The sequence below is a fragment of the Marinobacter sp. ATCH36 genome (genome assembly GCF_023555055.1).
GTDB lineage: Bacteria > Pseudomonadota > Gammaproteobacteria > Pseudomonadales > Oleiphilaceae > Marinobacter.
The window spans coordinates 141,614-158,632 of sequence record NZ_JAMJPL010000001.1 but is presented as its reverse complement, the minus strand read 5'-3'; the positions used below and the strand labels follow the sequence as shown (position 1 = coordinate 158,632).

Below are 17,019 nucleotides of genomic sequence, written 5' to 3'. Positions count from 1 at the left end.
CATTGTGTCTCAAGCCATGGAGAGGTTGGCGGCATACACTTCTGCCTGTTCAACAGATCTCGGTAACGACTCGTGCATCCAACAAGGACCACTTTCAGATGGTAATCAGACACCTGGCTCGTTGTATCGGCCTGAGCATGGCCAGCTGTGCCGTTATCCCGTTCGTTCAGGCTGAGCCAGAGCCGGCCGATCCTTTGCTGATAAGGGTAACTGAGGGCCGCTCTCCGGAAATCGCCCGGTTGAATGGGGCTGCAGTGAAACCCGAGCCGGTGGGGCGCCTGTCCGCCAATCCCTCGGTTTCGCTTTCCCGCATGGGTGGTCGGGGACTGGATCCTGTTGTCCGGGGGCAGGGCCAGGAACGGGTAGATGTACTTCTGGATGGAATCCGTGTGGAAGGCGCCTGCCCCAACCGCATGGACCCACCCACCAGCCGCCTGAGTGCAGCGCTGGCGCCCCTGCTGGAGGTGCGCACCAGCAATCAGACGCTGCGTTGGGGGCCGATAACCGGCGGTCAGGTCATTGCGACTACCGCGGCCCCGGCGTTCAATAACGCTGCAACAACCGGACACCTGACGTTGGGAGGCGCCGACAATGGCAATGGCAAACTGGTTAATGGCGGTGCAGCGGTCGGGAGCGAGAGCGGATGGCTGCGTCTGGCTGGTGGCTATGATGAGGCCGACGACTACGAGGACGGCGACGGCAATGAGGTCCGCAGTGCCTACAAGAATGCCGAGGCACGCATGGACACAGCCTGGAGAGCGGACAACGGCTTCTATATCAAGGGACTGGTGAGTCGCCAGGAAGAACGGGATGTGAAGTATGCGGGTTCCGGCATGGACGCGCCGAAAACCGATACGGATATTCTGCGCTTTGAACTTGGCGCACCGGTGGCCAACGGCGACTGGAGCCTGCTGGCCTGGCAGGCCGATGTGGACCACATCATGGATAACTTCAGCCTCCGTGATGCCAATATGAAAATGCTTACCGCGTCCGAGACCCAAACCCGGGGCCTCCGGTTTACCCTGGATCAAAGCCCGGATGCCAGAACCGACTGGGCCATCGGCGCGGATGTTGAAACCAACAACTGGCACGCGGAGCGATTCGGTGGTGCTGATCTCGACATGCTCACTTCTGTGCTCTGGCCCGATGTGGACCGGGACCGGTTCGGTGTTTTTGGTGAACGATTCTACCGGGTAACGCCAACCCTTCAGCTGGGGGGCGGTTTGCGCTATGACCGGGTGGAAATGACCCCGGCAGCGGCGGACCGGGGGTTCGGCAGTGGCATGATGGCCATGTCTGCATCCGATGCCTATCAGGCAATCTATGGCACCTCCAATACCGAAGTGACCGATGATAATTTCAGCGGGTTTGCCAGCAGCGACTGGCGATTCTCATCCGTTCAGTCGATGGCGGTTACTGCGAGCCACAGTGTGCGAAGCCCGGGCGTGACCGAGCGTTACATTGCCAGCTGGAACAATATGGATTCGTCGAAGCGCTGGGTTGGTAATCCTGCCCTTGATACCGAGAAGCACCACAAGCTGGAACTGGCGTTGCCGGGCCGCAGTAACGGCTGGCACTGGCGGCCGGCGGTCTGGGTTGATCAGGTAGATGATTTTGTCCTTCGTACCCGCAATGAGGACCAGGTGAGCGTCTACCGCAATATCGATGCCCGCTTGCTGGGTCTGGAGGCTCAGTTGGGGTGGAGCAATGGTACCTGGAGTACCAACAGCAGCCTGGCCTCGGTTCGCGGTGAAAACCGGGACGACAACAAGGCCCTGCCGCAGATTCCCCCGGTGCAGTTCGTCCAGACCCTGGGCTGGCAATACCAGGGCCATGCGGTTGAGGCAGAGTGGGTGCTGGCCCGCAGGCAGGATCGCATTGACCAGGAATCCGGCCAGGACCCGGGCACCTCACCGGGCTACGGTGTTTTCAATCTCACGGGTAGCCACCCGCTGGCGGATTATCTGAGTGTAAGCTGGGCCGTGGATAACCTGTTTGACAATACCTGGGCGCCGCATGTGAGCAGGGCCAATACTGATCCGTTCAACCCGGAAGCCGTAAGAGTTAATGAGCCTGGCAGGACCCTGCGTGCCGCACTGACAGCCAGGTGGTAAAAATGGCGGTTGCCCGCATCTCATAGCTGGCGGGTGACTTTGTGCCCCGAGTGGAATCAACTATTTCACCCGGGGCTTTTTTGTCCGAGCTCAATGTTAGACGCCTGCCTGCCTGTTAAACTTGTATTATTTCATAGAATAACCATATAACTTATTGTGAGGTTGGCATGTTTTCCCCGCGTCGCCTTTTCGTCACTCTATTGATGTTGTCTCCTGTAATGGCAGCGGCGCAACTTGCCTTCGAAACAGTGGAGCGCCGGTTGTTTCAGGAAACCATCCATCTGGATGGCGTGATTGAAGCAGTTCAGCAGAGTACCGTGTCGGCCCAGACCAGTGGTACTGTCAGGAGCCTGCCCTATGATGTGGACGACTCGGTTGCCGCTGGCGACCTGATCGTGCAGCTGGAGGACAGTGAGCAACGCTCCCGCCTTCGTCAGGCCGAGGCCGGATTGGAAGAGGCTGAAGCATCGCTTTCCGATGCGCAGCAGCAGTTCGGGCGGGTGGAGTCGGTTTACGAACGCGGACTGGTATCCCGCCAGGAGTTTGATCAGGCACGGAATAACCTGGCTGCTGCCCGGGCAAGGGTGGAACGGGCCAGCGGCGCGGTTGCCGAGGCCGAAGAACAGCTGTCCTACACCCGTGTCGTGGCACCCTACGGTGGTATTCTTACTGAGCGTCATGTTGAGGTGGGTGAGTCGGTCAACCCCGGCCAGCCCCTGCTCAGCGGGCTATCCCTGGAACAGCTCCGGGTGGTGGTGGATCTGCCACAGAAGTACGCAGAACTGGCCCGCACCGAGCGCCAGGCCCGGGTTACCCTTGCCGATGGCCGGGTGCTGGAAACCGGTGAGATGACCTTTTATCCCTACGCCAATCCTAAAACCCACACGTTCCGGCTGCGCATGCGGCTGAACGAACCCAACGGCTCCCTGTTCCCCGGCATGCTGGTGAAGGTCGGTGTGCCCGTTGCCCGTCGCGAGGCTCTCTGGGTACCAGCCAGCAGCCTGATTCAGCGCAGCGAACTGAGAGCGGTATTCGTACTGGATGATGAGGATCGGCCCCGGCTCCGCCAGGTACGTGCGGGTGTGCAGGAGGATAGCCAACTGGAAATTCTGTCGGGGCTGAGTGAGGGCGAACGGGTGGTGGCCAACCCCTCCGAACTGGTAGGCAGTGATCGACTGAACCTGGTCAGCGATTCGGTAGAGGAGGCGAATCAGTGAGCCGGGAACTGCCGCCTGTAGGTCCTTCCGGAGCCATTGCCCGGGTTTTCCAGAACAATCATCTTACACCGTTACTCGCCATTCTTGCGATTATCCTCGGTGTTATGGCGGTGGTCGTCACCCCGAAGGAGGAAGAGCCCCAGATTGACGTCACCATGGCGGATATCATGGTGGCCTTCCCCGGCGCCAGTACCCGTGAAGTGGAGAGCGCGATCGCCACGCCCGCCGAGCAGGTGATGAGCGAGATCCAGGGCGTGGAGCATGTCTATTCGGTGTCACGACAGGGCCAGGCAGTGATCACTGTCCAGTTCGAAGTAGGCATTCCGCGCCAGGAGGCACTGGTCCGGCTTTATAACCAGGTTTACTCGAATCAGGACTGGCTGCCAGCCAACCTGGGCGCGACCCAGCCGGTGGTCAAACCCAAGGGCATTGACGATGTTCCGGTCATGACCCTGACTCTTTTTGATCCGGTCAATGGCCACACTGGCGAGGAACTTACCCGCCTCGCCCATATGCTGGAAGTAGCGCTGAAGCGGGTGCCGGGCACCCGGGATGTTTATACCACGGGCGGTATCCCTGACCGGGTGGATATCCGTTTCGATCCTGCCCTGCTGGCGGGCTTCAACCTCACCATTGACGACATTCGCAATGCCCTGTCCGCTGCCAACACCAGCAGCCAGGAAGCCCGGGTAACCCGGGATAATCTTTCCATTCCGGTGCAGGCAGGAACCCTGCTGGAATCGGTCGGTGACGTCCGCCGGCTGGTGGTGGGCATGCACAATGGTGCCGCGGTTTATCTGGAAGATGTGGCGGATATCAGCCGGGGAGGTACCGTGGCTGACCAGAGCGTGATGACCGGTTTCGGGCCGGCCTACGCGGACCGGAAAGCGGACCGTCCCGGAGAAGTATACCCGGCTGTCACTCTCGCTATTGCCAAAAAACCTGGCGAAAACGCCGTCAATATCACCAAAGCCATCGAGGAACGGATTGACCAACTGCGCAATCGCGCCTTGCCGGCGGATGTGGAAGTGCTGGTCACCCGGGACTACGGCGATACCGCTTCCCAGAAAGCTCGCAAACTCATCACCGACCTGATTTCCGCCACACTGTGTGTGGTGTTGCTGGTGCTGGCGGCCATGGGCTGGCGACAGGCCCTGATTGTAGGCCTGGCTGTTCTGATTACTTTGTTGCTGACGCTGGTATTTTCCTGGGCCTGGGGCTTCACCCTGAACCGGGTCTCCCTGTTTGCGCTGATTTTCTCCATCGGGATACTGGTGGACGACGGCATCGTGATCACCGAGAACATCAACCGCCGGATCCGGAACTCCCGGCACGCGGTAAAGGACATTATTCCCGTTGCCGTCGATGAGGTGGGTACCCCCACCATCATGGCCAGCCTGACCATCATGGCGGCGCTGATTCCGATGGCATTTGTCAGCGGCCTGATGGGCCCCTACATGAGCCCCATTCCGATTAACGCCTCGGCGGGCATGGTGCTGTCCCAGATCGTTGCATTCGTGGTAGCACCCTGGCTTGCCTTCCGACTACTGAAACACAAGAAAGGTGAAATGGCGGCGGAAGCGGATGAGGCTTCCAGTTCTGCAGACGGCGTCAGCCCTGTGTCGCTGCGAATTTTCCGTACCGTGTTGGGTCCGTTCCTGGGCGACCATCCCTGGCGGCGTCGTTTTTTGGGCCTGGGTGTGGTGGGCCTGACGCTTGCCGCCGCCTCACTGCCAGTTTTCCTTGCCGTTATCCTGAAAATGCTGCCGTTCGATAACAAGTCCGAACTTCAGGTCGTGGTGGATATGCCTGAACGTACCCCGATGGAACAGACCCAGCGGGTGCTGATGGAGATGGGAAGCCATCTGGAGACGATAGAGGAAGTGGCCAACTGGCAGACCTACGCCGGCACTGCGGCCCCCATCAATTTTAACGGCCTGGTGCGCCAGTATTACCTGCGTGGCGAGCCTTATCATGGCGATATTCAGGTGAACCTGAGCCATGAGGAAAACCGGGATCGCCAGTCCCATGATATCGCCCAGTCCTTGCGCGGGCCGCTGACCGAGATCGGCGACAGGTACGGTGCCAGCGTGAAAATCGTGGAGGTGCCGCCGGGGCCGCCGGTGTTGTCTCCGGTGGTCGCCGAGATCTACGCGGTGGATGAAGAGCGCCGGGCAGAGCTGGCTCGCACAGTGGCAAAGGGAATGGCTGACGTCGACGGGCTGGTGGATATCGACACTACTCTCGAGGCGCCAACCCGGCAATGGGAAGTGGTGGTGGACCGTGACCGCGCAGCAAGGCTCGGAGTCTCTCAGGCGCAGGTGGTTGGTGCCCTCGGGACCGCCCTGGGTGGAAGCAGCGTCAGCTTCCTCCACGATGACCACGCCAAATACCCGGTGCCGATCCGGGTGATTCTGGATGAGGGAGCCAAAGCCCAGCCTTCAGTATTGCTTTCCATCCAGGTGCGCAGTCGCAGCGGAAATCTGGTTCCGCTGGCCAGTATTGCCGATGTCCGCGAGGCCGACTGGATGGGGGCGATCTATCACAAGGATCTGCTGCCGGTGACCTATGTAACAGCCGATATGGCCGGGAACATTGATTCTCCGTTGTATGGCATGTTCGATATGGTCGAGCGTCTCAAACAGCAGGAAGGTGCCCCGGAGCAGTATTTTATTGATCAGCCTACGCTGCCTGAAAAAGGCACCCTGAAATGGGACGGCGAATGGCAGATTACCTATGAAACCTTCCGGGATATGGGGGCCGCCTACAGCGTGGGCGTGTTCATGATCTTCGTACTGCTGGTGGCACAGTTTCGCTCCTACATTCTGCCGCTGGTGATCATGGCGCCCATACCGCTGACGCTGATTGGGATCATGCCCGGCCATGCGTTGTTGGGGCGTGAGTTCACGGCAACCAGCATGATCGGCATGATTGCCCTGGCCGGTATCATCGTGCGCAATTCGATTCTGCTGGTGGTCTTTATCCGCCAGCTGCTTGATGAGGGTGTGGAACTGGGCGAAGCCGTGGTTCTGGCCGGTGCGGTGCGGATCAAGCCTATTGCCCTGACCGCTATTTCAGCGATGGTGGGTGCTTACTTTATTCTTAACGATCCGATATTCAATGGACTGGCAATCTCACTGGTGTTTGGATTGGCCATGTCCACTTTGCTGACCGTGGTTGTTGTGCCCTTGCTTTACTACACCCTGGCGCGCTGCCGGTGGGTCTGATCAGGTCTGGGCTGGTACCACTGATTCAGCAATAGCGTGGATTATCTGGTTGCGGCCGGCATCCTTGGCTGCATAAAGCCGGGTGTCTGCTGCTCGAACCAGCTCACGCAGGGTGTCGCCATCTGGCCCCAGTTCGGCAATCCCGCCACTGAGAGTCAGGCGGATCACGTTGGCATTGATGGTAAGCGGTTCAGATGCGACGGCGATACGGATCTTCTCGGCCACTTCCAGGGCCTGCGCGCTGTTGGTGTTGCTGAGCAGAATGCCGAATTCCTCGCCTCCGAGGCGCGCAGCCAGGTCGGTAGCACGCAGGCAGTTCCGGAAAATGCGGGCGACGTGTTGCAGCGCCAGGTCGCCGGTTTCGTGGCCATGGTCGTCGTTGACGTCCTTGAAGTGGTCCAGGTCGAGAACCAGAACCGACATCGGCGAGCCGTATCGCCTGGACCGGTGCTTTTCGCGCTCGAAAATATCGCTGAGTCGGGCACGGTTGGCCAACCCGGTAAGCGGGTCGGTCTGGGCAATCTTCATGAGTTCGCGCTCGGACGTTTCACGGGTGACTTCGTATACATGGGAAAACACCAGAATGCACAGGGAGATCACGGCGATATTGGTGATTGGCAGAGCCTGCATCATGTCCGGCTGGTGCTGATGCCGAAGGAGGAAGATGACTGCTGCGATCCCCATATAGATAACCGAAATCGCCAGCCCGAGTCGTCGCCCCATTAACAGGTGAGAGATAATCGGTATCAGCAGGACCCAGGCATGCACTGCGGAGGTGGCCCGTGGTGCGGCCATTGCGAACACCATGGCGGTGAAAAATGGAATCAGGTAGGCGATGATCCAGCGTTCCAGGTGACGCGTGTGACGGATCGCCCGGTAAACGATGATGGAATAGACGCCCATCGCAATTTCGACAAAGGCAAGCGGATAACTGCCTTTGAGAAGATTCATCGACGAAAACAATGTGGCGCCAATAACACAGATCACCAACAGTGCCTTCAGGACCGCCTTGCGGTAGGGGCGCGCCAGTTCTTTCAGGGGGTCTTTGTAGCTTTCCATGCGCGGCATCTGTGGCGGTCGGGCGCGGGCTGAACCCGGACCCTGAGATGTGTAGATAATATAAGCACAAGCAAGAAGCGTGAATTAGATCAGATTTCCAACAGGAAGTGGTATTGATTAAGACTAAAGTCTTATGCTTTCTGACAATAACCCGACATGCGCTATATTGGCGCACCGCATAGTGACTGGCCGGAGAACCATGATAAAACGAATCACTCCCCTACTGATACTTGCCATCGGTGTTGCCGGTTTTCTTCTGCTCAAAGCCACCCGGCCCGAGCCGGAAACGGTCAGCGCACGGGAACGCAGCTGGCTGGTCGAGGTGATGACGGTGGCACCGGGTACCCATACGCCGGTATTGCCCCTTTATGGCGAGCTTGTGGCACCGGAGCAGACCAACGTAGCCGCGCCGCTGGCAGGGCGGATTGGAAGCCGGCCGGTGCGGGAGGGGCAGCGAGTGAAAGCGGGGGAGCTGCTGGTCGCCCTGGACAGCGCGGACGTTTCGCCACTGGTCGATCAGGCCGAGGCGGATGTAAAAGACCTTGAGGCCCAGCTGTCGTCGGAACGGGTGCGCCATGCCAATGATCGCGAGGCGCTCGAGGGTGAGAAGGCTATCCTGGAAAACGCCAGACGGCAGTTTGAAAGAACACAGTCTCTGGTGAACCGTAATCTGTCTTCGCGGGAAGCACTGGATGCCGCCTCTGATACGCTGGCACGTGCCCGACTGACGGTCAGCGCCCGGCAGCGGGCGGTCGATGAGCACCCCTCCCGGGTGCAGAGCCTGGAAGCCAGGCTCGACCGGGCTCGGGCAGGCCTGGCTTCCGTGCGCAGGGACGCCGAGAGAGCCACGGTCAAAGCTCCCTTCGATGGCATTGTGACGGATATCCAGGTGGCGGAGGGAGACCGTGTATCCCAGAATGCCCGGTTGCTTTCCGTTTACCCGGACCGTGGGCTGGAGTTGAGAGCCCGGGTTCCGAATGTTTTCCGGCAGGAGCTGTTGGATGCTTTGGATTCGGGTGCTGAGTTGCGAGCGGCAAGCGCAGATGGCCAGCAGCGTTTTACTCTGTCCCGCTTTGCCGGTACCAGTGATCCTTCGGGTACCGAAGCGATCCTGACGCTCAACGGCGATGCCGGTGGCCTGCGCCCGGGTGGGTTACTTCCGGTTACGCTCGAGAGACCGCCAAGACAGGATGCCATTGCTGTTCCCTACAGTGCTCTCTACGGCAGCGATAGTGTTTACCGGATGACCGATGACGGGCGTATGCAGCGCGTAACGGTGAAGCGTCTGGGAGAGGCCAGAGGGTCGAACGGTGAGCGCTATGTGCTGGTGTCGGCTGAAGGGCTTGAGGCCGGCGACTCCCTGATTACCACCCACCTCCCCAATGCCATGACCGGATTGAAGGTGGAACTTGCCGGCGCCGCGCAGGAAGCGGTCGAATGAGGCGTCGCCGCGGTGTCATCGGGTTCTTTGTACACCACCGGGTGGCGGCCAATCTGGTCATGCTGGTGATGCTGCTCGGGGGCACCCTGGCGCTGACCCGGATGAACATCCAGTTCTTTCCCAACTTTGCCCTGGATATTGTCAGCGTGCGAGTGGTGTGGAGTGGCGCCTCTGCTGAAGATGTGGAACAGGGTATCACCAATCCCCTGGAACAGCGTCTTCGCAGCGTTCAGGGGCTGAAGAAGATGACGTCGACCTCCGCCCAGGGAGTGTCGTCCATCACTCTGGAATTCACTGAGAACACCAACTCAATCCAGGCCCTGGATGACGTGCGTCAGCAGGTGGACGAATTCACCAACCTGCCTGCGGAAGCGGAAGAGCCCCAGGTAACCCGCTTTGAGCGATACGAACCCGTGGGCCGGTTGCTGGTATATGGTGATATGGACCGGTCGGAGCTGCGTCAGCTGGCCTACCGGTATGAAGATGAACTGCTGTCTCGGGGCATTGATCGGGTTTCCATTCGTGGTTTGCCGGAGCAACAGATCAGCATTGATGTGCCGGTGGAACGCCTGGAGGCGCTGGGCCTGTCTCTTGACCAGATCGCTGAGCGTGTAGGGTCGGTGTCCCGTGATTTACCGGCAGGGATGATGGGGCAGCAGGACGCCACCCGGGAGCTTCGCTCGGTGGAGCAGCGTCGCAGTCCCCAGGCCTTTGAAACCATACCGGTGCTCAGTGGTGAACGTATTCAGCTGCGCCTGGGCGACATTGCCATCATCCGCCAGGAGGCGCGGGAAAGTCAGGTGACGCTGACGAGGGATGGTCACCCGGCGGTGGAGCTCCAGCTGCAGCGGGCAGAAGACGGTAACTCCCTGAAAGCGGCCGGTGTGCTTGAAGGCTGGCTGGCGGATACCCGACCGGTGCTGCCCCCGTCCGTTGAACTGGAGGTTTACGACGAAACCTGGCAATTGCTGGATGACCGCATATCCCTGTTAATCAAGAATGGCATGGGCGGCCTGGTGCTGGTTATTATCCTGCTGTACCTGTTCCTGCCGGGCCGAGTCGCCCTGTGGGTGGCCATTGGCATACCGACTGCCTTTCTCGCGGCGCTGGCGGTGCTTTGGGGAATCGGTGGCTCTATCAACATGATTTCCCTGTTCGCGCTGATTATGGCACTGGGGGTGATCGTGGACGATGCCATAGTGGTGGGGGAGGATGCTGATGCCCATGCCCGCATGGGGGAGGAGTCCATCTATGCCTCCGAGGGCGCGGCCAAACGGATGGTGTGGCCGGTTCTGGCGTCATCCCTGACCACGGTGGCAGCGTTCATGCCGCTGCTGGTGGTGGGCGGTGTGATCGGCAATATCCTTGGTGATATTCCTCTGGTAATGATCTGCGTGTTGATCGCCTCGTTGCTGGAATGTTTCATCGTGTTGCCGGCTCACTTGCGTCATGCCTTCATTCCCGGCAAACGCAAGCAGAGGGAAGCCGGCCCGGTGGAGCGCCTGCGTAAACGGTTTGAGTCAGGCTTTGATCGTTTCCGTGAAGGGCCCTTCCGGAAGGTGTCCCGCTACACGCTGCAGCATCGTGGCCTTACCCTGTCTTCAGCCCTGGCGGTGGCGCTGCTCACCGTGGGGTTACTCGTTGGCGGTCGGCTGGGGTTCAACTTCTTTCCCACACCGGAGCCCTCGGTGCTCTATGCCAACGCCAGTTTTGTGGCCGGAACCAACCGGGAAACTGTGGACGACTTTGTCGCTGAAATGCAACGGAAACTGAACGAAACCGAGGCGGCGCTGGGTGGTGATCTGATCCTGCACGCTGTTGCCAATCACGGTACCAGCCAGGGCGCCGAGGGCACCACACGCTCTGGCGATGAGCTGGGCTCGATCATGGTGGAGTTGGTGCCATCGGACCGCCGTCCGGTTCGCAACCCGGAATTCATCACTACCTGGCGGGACAGCCTGAACCGCCCCGCCGGTCTGGATAACCTCACTATCTCCGAGCGTCAGTCCGGCCCGCCGGGCAAAGATGTGAACGTGCGGCTGACGGGAGAGAACGCCATTGACCTCAAGAAGGCTGCAGAAACCCTCAATGAGTCATTACGTACCCTGCCTGGCGTGCTGGATACCGAAGACGACATGCCCTGGGGGCGCGAGCAGCTTATCTATCAGGTCAGCGCCCATGGTGAGGCGTTGGGGCTGAGCACCGATGATCTGGGGCGCCAGTTGCGGGCCGCGTTTGACGGCCGTATTGCCCAGATTTATCAGGATGGGCGCGATGAAGTGGAAGTGCGGGTGCAACTGCCCCGTGACCAGCGTGAAAGCATGGCAACCCTGTCGCAGCTGACGGTGCGGATACCCGACGGACGCTTTGTGCCGTTGGCCCAGGTCATGAACCTGGACCATCGTCAGGGCTTTCAGGCTTTGCGGCATGCCGAGGGGGAGCTGTCGGTAGAAGTCACTGCTTCCCTGAACACCCGCATCAGTACCGCTGACCAGATCATTGCCAGCCTGGAAGAGAACGTACTGCCGTCGCTGGCCAGCCAATACAACCTGCGATACAGCTTTGAGGGCCGGGCAGCCGACCAGCGTGAAACCATGGAGGATATGCAAACCGGGCTGATCATCGGTCTGGGGCTGATGTATGTGGTTCTGGCCTGGGTGTTCGCATCCTGGAGTATGCCATTGATTGTGATGGCCATTATTCCTTTTGCTCTGGTTGGGGCACTGATCGGCCACTGGTTGATGGGGCTGCAGCTCACCATTCTTTCGCTGTTCGGCCTGTTCGGTCTTTCCGGCATAGTGGTCAATAACGCGATCATTCTCGTAGCTTTCTATAACCAGCAGCGGGAGAAGGGCCTGGGTATTACTGATGCCCTCAACGAGGCGGCGGTGCAGCGGGTGCGCGCGGTGCTGCTCACTTCCCTGACCACCATTGGCGGTCTGCTGCCGCTGTTGTTTGAAACCTCACTGCAGGCACAGTTCCTGATCCCCATGGCTACCTCTATTGCCTTTGGCCTCGGGCTGTCGACCCTGCTGGTGCTGGCGGTGATCCCGGCGTTACTGTCTTACCTTGAGCAGTTCCGCGAGTGGCGGGCTTACCGCCGGGGTGAAGAGCCTGAACCCACGATTCAGCGGAGCGTGTGATGTCGAGCCCGGTACTGGCCGTTGACGGATTGAGCAAAAAATTTATCAGCGCCGGGCAACGGGTGCCGGTGCTCAGTGGTCTGACGCTGGGTGTTCATTCGGGGGAGTCCCTGGCGATTGTGGGGCGCTCGGGATCTGGCAAGAGTACGCTGCTGAATCTGCTTTGCGGCCTGCAAAAGCCGGACGAGGGAGCCATCACCGTAGTTGGAGAATCGTTCGACAGCTCCGGCAACAGCGACTCCGATGCACGTTGGGCAGAGCTGAGGCGACGCTCCATCGGTGTGGTGTTCCAGGATGCTAACCTGATGCCGGCCCTGTCGTTGTTGGAGAATGTTCGCCTGCGGGCTCACCTGGCCGGCCTCACGGCGGGTGGTGAGCGTGATTGGCTGGAGCGCTTGGGGTTAGGCGCTGAAGCTGACCGTTATCCGGACCAGGTTTCCGGCGGCCAGGCCCAGCGCGCTGCCCTGGCCATGGTATTCGCCATGGCACCGGCTCTGATACTGGCGGATGAGCCGACCGGCAGTCTTGACCGCCACACCGCCGATGAGGTGGCCGAGTGCCTGTTCACGATGCAACGGGACACCGGATGTGCCCTGATTCTTGCTACCCACGACACCGCATTGGCCACCCGTTGCGACCGGTTGCTCGATCTGAGCGCTGTTAAACCGAGTGGGGCTGGGTAACCCATGATGCTGGTACGGGCCTTCGTCAGTCATTACCGCCGGCATCCGATTCAGCTCGCGGCGCTGGCGATGATGATTGTGCTGGCCACCATGCTGTGGACGGGCGTCACCGTATTGACCGATCAGGCCCGCAACAGTCTGTTCCAGAGTGAGGAGGCGGTGGCAGCCCGGGTCCACGTGGTGCGCTCCGATGGTGAGCCAATCGGTGTTAATGACTTTGTCGCGCTACGATTGGCTGGCGCGTGTATCGCGCCCTGGCTAGAGATACAGCGCCCGCCCCCGGAAGGTCGGGTGATCGGTATCGATCTGCTGGCTATGGGCTGCTTTGGCGATGCAGCGCCCGGGGGTGAGGCGGGCACGCTGGACGGTGCGCCTTTTGTTGATATCAGCGAAGCGGTGAGGCTTTCCGGTGAAGAATATGACAGCCGGCTTTACTTACTTGCCGCGAGTGAAAACCCGGCGTTGCCTGACGGCTACGCCCTGCGTGAATTTTCACTGGGCCCCGCCACGGGTGAGCTGGCGGACAGCTTTCTGCTCAATCTGGATGCCCTGAGCCTGCTGGTACTGCTGATCACCGGGCTGCTGGTTCGTAGCGTGCATCGTTTGGGCATTGCCCAGCGCCAGCACAGCTTTGACCTGCTGCATCGATTCGGGGTGCCCCGTCGGCGGGTACGTCAATTGTTGGCGCTGGAGTTGGTGGTGCTGACCGGTGTTTGCGTGCTGCCCGGGCTATGGTTGGGAGCTCAGCTTGCCGGAATGCTGGGCGGCGGGTTCGGGCAGGCTCTCGACAGTCTGTTTGATGTAACCCTCTACGCGGGCTCTACAGAATCCCTGCCCTGGCAGGCTGCCGGCATTATGGTCCTGCTGGTGCTTGCGGTTTGCCTGGTGGACTGGGTCGTGCCGCAGACCTGGCAGGATGCCGCCGTGTCTGGCCGTGGGCAATTGGTTGCTGTCGCGGTTCTGCTTGTGGGGCTGGCGAGCGTTGCGCTGGCCCAGGGCCTCGCCGGGGTTTTTCTGGGTACGGCGCTGGTGTTTGCCGGCACCGGCTGGCTTACGCCCGGATTGCTGGCAATATTGGCTCAAAGGCGGGCTGATGGAGCTGAAGTGTATGGAACCGGCCCGCTGATTCGCTGGCGGCTTCGGGAACTGGCGGTGATGTTCCGGCACCTGGCGCTTCCCGTGGTGGCACTGCAGTTTGCCATGGCCACGGTGCTGGCGGTGCAGGCTCTGGTGACAACCTTTGAAAACACCTTTGAAGACTGGCTGGCCCAGCGGCTGGAGGCGGAGTTTTACGTCCAGGTGCCTCCGGGTGCGGATGCGAGTCTTGCGGCGAAACGGTTGAGCGAGCTTGAAGGCATTGGGCCGTGGCATCGGGTTATCCGAGGTAAAGCGCGGATCACAGCAGGTGATTCCGGCAAAGCTATGGGCGCGGAGGGTGAAAGTGTTTCTGCGGATCTGTTCGCGCTGACGCCCATCGGTGATCTGGTGTCCGACTGGACCCTGCTGGCCAGTGTCGATCAGCCCTGGCAGAACCTCGAACGCGGTGGGGTAATGATCAACGAGCAACTGGCACGCCGCCATCGGATCGAAGTGGGTGATCCCCTCAGGATCCTCCTGGCTGGCACTGAAGCCAGCACCAGCGTGGTGGCCATCTACGCGGATTATGGACGCCCGGCAGGAGAGGTATTGATGTCCGGGGCTGAACTACCAGAAAACTTCAGCGCCCGTTTTGAAAGCTTTTCGGTGAACCCCGGTGAGCTGGCTATGGCAGATATCAGCGAACAGCTGGGGAGTATCTGGAACACGCCTGAAGTAACAGTCAGGGATAACGCCAGTATTCGTGCGCTGGCCTCGCAGGTGTTCAGCCAGACCTTCCTGCTCACCCGTGCCATCAGTATATTGACCCTGGTATTGGCGGCGGTCGCCCTGCTGATCATGGGTTGGGTGTTTTTCACCACCCGGGTCTGGTACTTCCGGCTACTTGGCATCTGGGGGTTGCCAGCCAGCGCCATCCGCAGCCAACTCCGGCGCCTGTCGGTCACTCTGACTCTGACAGTCACCATCGCTGCCCTGCCACTGGGTATCTGGTTGACCTGGGTGTTGGTCAGCCGCATTAACCCGCTGGCTTTTGGCTGGTCACTCCCGATGGACCTGTATCCGTTTTTCTGGCTGGAGCTTGGCGCAATTGCAGTACTGACTGGCCTGGTGATTGCTCAGTTGATGCGCCGGCAGCTGGTTCACCGCGTGAGTGATAAGCAGGTGGAAGCATGAGGCTGTTTTCCCGATTTGTGGCGTTATTGATCGCTGCTGCTGTCGCAGCATGTTCGGATTCTTCAACAGAGACCGGCTTCGCCGGCCTGGCCCAGCAGGTTGGCGAGGTGGAGGAGTCCGGATTTCAGCAGCCGCAGCCAGGGGATACTCTGGTGTTCCCCGACGATTGGGGCCCTCACCCACAGCACCGTATTGAATGGTGGTACCTCACCGCCAACCTTGAAACCAGTGATAATCAGCCATTGGGCCTGCAATGGACCCAGTTCCGCCAGGCACTGAAACCCCGGGCTGTTGAAAGTGAACCCCCGCATCCGCAGACGTGGCCTCTTGAGGCCGCCTGGATGGCCCACGGGGCGGTATCTTATGGCGGCGAGCACTGGTTCGAGGAAAAACTGGCCAGGGGTGATGTCGGCCATGCCGGCGCAACGGTGGAGCCATTCCGGGTATGGCTGGATGACTGGCGGCTGGAGGCGACGGCAGGATCGGATGTGTGGCGCCTCCAGGTCAAAGGAGATGGCTGGAGCTATGACCTGCGGCTGATCAATACCGGCGACGTGGTCGCTCACGGCAACGATGGTTTCAGCGCCAAGTCTGCCAGTGGTGAAGGCTCCATGTATTTCAGCCTGGTGGATTTACAGATTAAGGGAACGGTGACGCTCGGCGATGAAACCCTGAAGGTTTCCGGAGTGGGCTGGTTTGACCGGGAATGGAGCAGCCAGTTTCTCAAGGCCGGCCAGCAGGGCTGGGACTGGTTTGCACTGCATCTGGAGAATGACGAAAAGCTGATGGTGTTTCGCCTGCGTGAAAACGAGGGTGCCTTTGTATCTGGCAGTTTGGTGGGTGCAGAAGGCGAGGTCGAGCCACTGAGTGGTGATGAAATGACTCTGACACCTGCGCAATGGAACGAGTCGGCTCAGGGTAGGGTTCCGGTCACATGGCGCCTGAAGATTCCGGAACAGGGGTTGAATCTGACGATTGCGGCGCCATCGGGCGACTACTGGAACGCTGGGCTGTATCCATACTGGGAAAGCCCGGTGTCCGTGACAGGTTCACACAATGGCGTGGGGTACATGGAGCTGACCGGCTACAGGGATTAAGGGGCGTGGACAGTATCAGCGAATGACCGGCGGCTGCAGCCCGGTAACAAGTTCCTGGATGCCCTGGTGCCATTGCTGGCGGAGCTGATGAAAATAATCGTTGTGCTCGTCCACACGGTCGATGAAGCAGGGTTTCAGTTCATCGTTGCGGTAGATGGCCACGTCCAGGGGCATACCCACCGACAGGTTGCTTTTCATGGTGGAATCGAAGGAGATCAGCGCGCACTGATAGGCCCGGTCCAGAGGGGAGTTGTAGTTCACCACCCGGTCGAGGATCGGCTTGCCATACTTGGATTCGCCAATCTGGAAATAGGGGGTTTCCCTGGTGGCTTCGATGAAGTTGCCTTCCGGGTAGATGTTGAACAGCCGTGCATCTTCACCCCGGATCTGACCGCCCAGGATCAACGAGCAGCTGAAATCCACGTGGTTGACCTTACCCTCCGGGTTATCACGTTGTATGACCTCGCGGATGGTTTTGCCCACGATCTCCGCCGTCTCGAACATGGAGACCGTGGAAAAAACGTTGGGCATTTCGGAACCAGCCCGTTTTTCCAGCAGGCTGATCACACTCTGGCTGGTCGCCAGGTTGCCGGCAGCCAGGACCACCAGTTCCCGTTCTCCCGGCTGTTCAAACACATGCATCTTGCGGAAGGTGGAAATCTGGTCGAAACCCGCGTTGGTGCGGGAATCGGATGCGAATACCAGGCCATCAGCCAGGCGCATCGCCACACAGTAGGTCATGGGGACTACCCTCGGGTTATAGGAAT

General features: G+C 59.9%; 10 protein-coding genes. 8 read left to right on the top strand and 2 right to left on the bottom strand.

Annotated elements, in window-relative coordinates; all coding sequences use genetic code 11:
* Window positions 1-98: 98 nt before the first annotated feature.
* The 3 genes from M8010_RS00695 (at window position 99) to M8010_RS00685 (ending at window position 6,558) form a co-directional block, all read left to right on the top strand.
* Window positions 99-2,114, top strand: coding sequence for a TonB-dependent receptor domain-containing protein (locus M8010_RS00695; protein ID WP_250086840.1), 2,016 nt, complete (start codon window positions 99-101; stop codon window positions 2,112-2,114).
* Between the two features lie 167 nt (window positions 2,115-2,281).
* Window positions 2,282-3,331 carry an efflux RND transporter periplasmic adaptor subunit gene (locus M8010_RS00690; protein ID WP_250086837.1) on the top strand — a complete coding sequence of 350 codons (1,050 nt, stop codon included), beginning with the start codon at window positions 2,282-2,284 and terminating at the stop codon, window positions 3,329-3,331.
* Entirely contained in the window at window positions 3,328-6,558 is a 3,231-nt protein-coding gene (locus M8010_RS00685; RefSeq protein WP_250086834.1) for an efflux RND transporter permease subunit, read from the top strand. Before M8010_RS00690 ends, M8010_RS00685 begins: the two co-directional genes overlap by 4 nt.
* On the opposite strand, the gene M8010_RS00680 is transcribed toward M8010_RS00685, so the two are convergent.
* The gene (locus M8010_RS00680) at window positions 6,559-7,617 is read right to left on the bottom strand and encodes a GGDEF domain-containing protein (protein ID WP_250086832.1); all 1,059 of its coding nucleotides are present in this window, start codon (window positions 7,615-7,617) and stop codon (window positions 6,559-6,561) included.
* A gap of 199 nt (window positions 7,618-7,816) precedes the next feature.
* Between M8010_RS00680 and M8010_RS00675 the strand changes: the two genes are divergently transcribed.
* Genes M8010_RS00675 through M8010_RS00655 form a run of 5 tightly spaced genes read left to right on the top strand, consistent with a single transcriptional unit; the run spans window position 7,817 to window position 16,252 of the window.
* Window positions 7,817-9,058 (top strand): efflux RND transporter periplasmic adaptor subunit, encoded by a 1,242-nt coding sequence (locus M8010_RS00675; RefSeq protein WP_250086829.1) that lies wholly within the window; start codon window positions 7,817-7,819, stop codon window positions 9,056-9,058.
* A complete protein-coding gene (locus tag M8010_RS00670) occupies window positions 9,055-12,201 on the top strand; it encodes an efflux RND transporter permease subunit (protein ID WP_250086827.1) in 3,147 nt (1,048 codons plus the stop codon). The genes M8010_RS00675 and M8010_RS00670 overlap by 4 nt, the downstream gene beginning before the upstream one ends.
* Window positions 12,201-12,884: an ABC transporter ATP-binding protein gene (locus M8010_RS00665; RefSeq protein WP_250086824.1), complete on the top strand. Its 684-nt coding sequence runs from the start codon at window positions 12,201-12,203 to the stop codon at window positions 12,882-12,884. The genes M8010_RS00670 and M8010_RS00665 overlap by 1 nt, the downstream gene beginning before the upstream one ends.
* A gap of 3 nt (window positions 12,885-12,887) precedes the next feature.
* Entirely contained in the window at window positions 12,888-15,155 is a 2,268-nt protein-coding gene (locus tag M8010_RS00660; protein ID WP_349666078.1) for an FtsX-like permease family protein, read from the top strand.
* Complete coding sequence (locus tag M8010_RS00655; RefSeq protein ID WP_250086822.1) at window positions 15,152-16,252, top strand: lipocalin-like domain-containing protein; 1,101 nt, start codon at window positions 15,152-15,154, stop codon at window positions 16,250-16,252. The genes M8010_RS00660 and M8010_RS00655 overlap by 4 nt, the downstream gene beginning before the upstream one ends.
* A 15-nt stretch (window positions 16,253-16,267) precedes the next feature.
* On the opposite strand, the gene M8010_RS00650 is transcribed toward M8010_RS00655, so the two are convergent.
* Window positions 16,268-16,993, bottom strand: coding sequence for a proteasome-type protease (locus M8010_RS00650; protein ID WP_250086820.1), 726 nt, complete (start codon window positions 16,991-16,993; stop codon window positions 16,268-16,270).
* Window positions 16,994-17,019: the final 26 nt, after the last annotated feature.